This is a genomic window from Kitasatospora sp. NPDC091257 (assembly GCF_044757675.1).
In the GTDB taxonomy this organism is placed as follows: Bacteria; Actinomycetota; Actinomycetes; order Streptomycetales; family Streptomycetaceae; genus Kitasatospora; species Kitasatospora lactacystinica.
This window is the reverse complement of record NZ_JBIVVI010000858.1, coordinates 1-4,063: the sequence shown is the minus strand read 5'-3', so window position 1 is coordinate 4,063 and position 4,063 is coordinate 1. Positions and strand designations below refer to the sequence as shown.

The following is a 4,063-nucleotide window of genomic DNA, read 5'->3' as shown; positions in this document are numbered from 1 at the left end:
CCTGACGGTCCCTGGCGGCCCCCGGGAACGCCGCAGGGCGGCCACCCGTGGGGTGACCGCCCTGCGATCGGTGCTGCGCGACTCAGCCGGTGTACGGGCCGTAGTCGTAGTCGTCCAGCGGAACCGCCTGGCCGGAGCCGGCGCCGAAGGGCGACAGGTCGTAGTCGTCGTAGCCGACGGCCGAGTACATCGCGGCCTTGGCCTCCTCGGTCGGCTCGACCCGGATGTTGCGGTAACGGGGCAGGCCCGTACCGGCCGGGATGAGCTTACCGAGGATGACGTTCTCCTTGAGGCCCAGCAGCGGGTCCGACTTGGCGTGGATCGCCGCGTCGGTGAGGACCCGGGTCGTCTCCTGGAAGGAGGCGGCCGACAGCCAGGACTCGGTGGCCAGCGAGGCCTTGGTGATACCCATCAGCTGCGGACGGCCGGAGGCGGGGTGACCGCCCTCGGCGACGACGCGGCGGTTCTCCTGCTCGAAGCGGCCGCGCTCGACCAGCTCGCCGGGCAGCAGCTCGGCGTCGCCCGACTCGATGATCGTCACGCGGCGGAGCATCTGCCGGATGATGATCTCGATGTGCTTGTCGTGGATCGACACACCCTGCGAGTTGTAGACCTTCTGGACCTCGGCGACCAGGTGGACCTGGACGGCACGCTGGCCCATGATGCGCAGGACGTCGTGCGGGTTGGTGGCACCCATGGTCAGCTTCTGGCCGACCTCGACCGCCTCGCCCTCGCTGACGAGCAGCTTCACACGCTTCGAGACCGGGTAGGCGATCTCGTCGGTGCCGTCGTCCGGCGTGATGACCAGCTTGCGGGTCTTCTCGGTGTCCTCGATCCGGACCCGGCCGGCGGCCTCCGAGATCGGAGCCACGCCCTTCGGGGTACGGGCCTCGAAGAGCTCGACGACACGCGGCAGACCCTGGGTGATGTCGTCACCGGCCACACCACCGGTGTGGAAGGTACGCATGGTCAGCTGGGTACCGGGCTCACCGATGGACTGGGCGGCGATGATGCCGACCGCCTCACCGATGTCGACCAGCTTGCCGGTGGCCAGCGAGCGCCCGTAGCACATGGCGCAGGTGCCGACGGCCGACTCACAGGTCAGGATCGAGCGGGTCTTGACCTCGCCGATGCCGTGGCGGATCAGCTCGTCGATCAGGACGTCGCCGAGGTCGGTGTTGGCGGTGGCAAGGAGCTTGCCGTCCACCGTGATGTCCTCGGCGAGCATGCGGGCGTAGACGCTGGTCTCGACGTCGTCGGCCTTGCGCAGCACGCCGTCCGCACCCACGGAGCCGATCGCCAGCTTCAGGCCGCGCTCGGTGCCGCAGTCCTCCTCGCGAATGATGACGTCCTGGGAGACGTCGACCAGACGACGGGTGAGGTAACCGGAGTCGGCGGTACGGAGGGCGGTGTCGGCCAGACCCTTACGGGCACCGTGGGTGGAGATGAAGTACTCCAGCACGGACAGACCCTCACGGAACGACGCCTTGATGGGTCGCGGGATGGTCTCGTTCTTGGCGTTCGACACCAGACCACGCATACCGGCGATCTGGCGCATCTGCATCATGTTTCCACGAGCACCCGAGTCGACCATCATGAAGATGGGGTTCGTCTTCGGGAAGTTCTCGTTCATGGCCTCGGCGACCTCGTTGGTCGCCTGGGTCCAGATGCCGATGAGTTCCTGCTTGCGCTCGTCGTTGGTGATCAGGCCGCGCTCGTACTGACGCTGGACCTTCTCCGCCTTCGCCTCGTAGCCCTCAAGGATCTGGGGCTTGTTCGGCGGGACGACGACGTCGGAGATCGAGACGGTGACACCCGAGCGGGTCGACCAGTGGAAGCCGGACGCCTTCAGGTTGTCCAGGGTCGCCGCGACGACGACCTTGGGGTAGCGCTCCGCCAGGTCGTTGACGATCGCGGAGAGCTGCTTCTTGCCCACCTCGTAGTCGACGAACGGGTAGTCCTCGGGCAGCAGCTCGTTGAAGAGCGCGCGACCCAGGGTGGTGGTCAGGCGGAAGGGCTCGCCGTCGAACCAGCTCGACTGGCCGTCCTCGTCCACCGGGGCGGTCCAGCCGCGCGGCGGGACGGTGCCGGCCGGCAGGCGCAGCTCGATCGGGGCCTGGACGTCCAGGTCGCGGGCGTCGAAGGCCATGATCGCCTCGGCGGTCGACGAGAAGGTGCGGCCGGCGCCCTTCACGTTGTCGCGGTCCGAGGTCAGGAAGAACAGACCGAGCACCATGTCCTGGGTCGGCATGGTGACGGGGCGACCGTCGGCCGGCTTCAGGATGTTGTTCGAGGACAGCATCAGGATGCGGGCCTCGGCCTGCGCCTCCGCGGAGAGCGGCAGGTGGACGGCCATCTGGTCACCGTCGAAGTCCGCGTTGAACGCGGTGCAGACGAGCGGGTGGATCTGGATGGCCTTGCCCTCGACCAGCTGCGGCTCGAAGGCCTGGATGCCGAGGCGGTGCAGGGTGGGCGCACGGTTCAGCAGCACCGGGTGCTCGGCGATGACCTCTTCGAGCACGTCCCACACGACCGGACGGGCACGCTCGACCATGCGCTTGGCCGACTTGATGTTCTGCGCGTGGTTCAGGTCGACCAGGCGCTTCATCACGAACGGCTTGAAGAGCTCCAGCGCCATGGCCTTCGGCAGACCGCACTGGTGCAGCTTGAGCTGCGGGCCGACGACGATGACCGAACGGGCCGAGTAGTCGACTCGCTTGCCGAGCAGGTTCTGACGGAAACGACCCTGCTTGCCCTTCAGCATGTCGCTGAGGGACTTCAGCGGGCGGTTGCCGGGGCCCGTGACCGGGCGACCACGACGGCCGTTGTCGAACAGCGCGTCGACGGCCTCCTGGAGCATGCGCTTCTCGTTGTTCACGATGATCTCGGGGGCACCGAGGTCGAGAAGGCGCTTCAGGCGGTTGTTGCGGTTGATCACGCGGCGGTACAGGTCGTTCAGGTCGGAGGTCGCGAAGCGGCCACCGTCCAGCTGCACCATCGGACGCAGGTCCGGCGGGATGACCGGGACGCAGTCCAGCACCATGCCGTTGGGCTTGTTGGTGGTCTGCAGGAACGCGGAGACGACCTTGAGGCGCTTGAGCGCACGGGTCTTCTTCTGGCCCTTGCCGGTGCGGATGATCTCGCGCAGGCGCTCGGACTCCTCCGCCAGGTCGAAGGTCTCCAGGCGGTCCTTGAGGGCCGCCGCGCCCATCGAGCCGGAGAAGTAGGTGCCGAAGCGGTCGCGCAGCTCGCGGTAGAGCAGCTCGTCGCCCTCGAGGTCCTGGACCTTGAGGTTCTTGAAGCGGGCCCACACCTCGTCGAGGCGGTCGAGCTCGCGCTGCGCGCGGTCGCGCAGCTGCTTCATCTCGCGCTCGGCGCCCTCGCGCACCTTGCGGCGCACGTCGGCCTTGGCGCCCTCGGCCTCCAGCTCGGCCAGGTCGGTCTCGGCCTTCTTGGCACGGGCCTCGAGGTCCGAGTCGCGGCGGTTCTCGATCTGCTGGCGCTCGACCGAGACGTGCGCCTCCAGGGACGGCAGGTCGCGCTGGCGGCGCTCGTCGTCCACCCAGGTGATCATGTAGGCGGCGAAGTAGATGACCTTCTCGAGGTCCTTCGGCGCCAGGTCCAGCAGGTAGCCCAGGCGGGACGGCACGCCCTTGAAGTACCAGATGTGGGTGACCGGGGCGGCCAGCTCGATGTGGCCCATCCGCTCGCGGCGCACCTTGGCGCGGGTCACCTCGACACCGCAGCGCTCGCAGATGATGCCCTTGAAGCGGACGCGCTTGTACTTACCGCAGTAGCACTCCCAGTCCCGGGTGGGGCCGAAGATCTTCTCGCAGAAGAGCCCGTCCTTTTCCGGCTTCAGGGTGCGGTAGTTGATGGTCTCCGGCTTCTTGACCTCGCCGTGCGACCACTGGCGGATGTCGTCGGCGGTGGCCAGGCCGATGCGGAGCTCGTCGAAGAAGTTGACGTCAAGCACTGGTCGTCAAGCCCTCTTTCGTAAGTCGAGAGTCGTTCATGTGGTCTGAGGGGTCCGCCTCGCGCGGCGGCGCCGAGGTCTACCACC

General features: G+C 67.7%; 1 protein-coding gene. It reads right to left on the bottom strand.

What is annotated here, in order from left to right:
• Positions 1 to 82: 82 nt before the first annotated feature.
• Complete coding sequence (locus ACIQOV_RS30905; protein WP_401053930.1) at positions 83 to 3,976, bottom strand: DNA-directed RNA polymerase subunit beta'; 3,894 nt, start codon at positions 3,974 to 3,976, stop codon at positions 83 to 85.
• Positions 3,977 to 4,063: the final 87 nt, after the last annotated feature.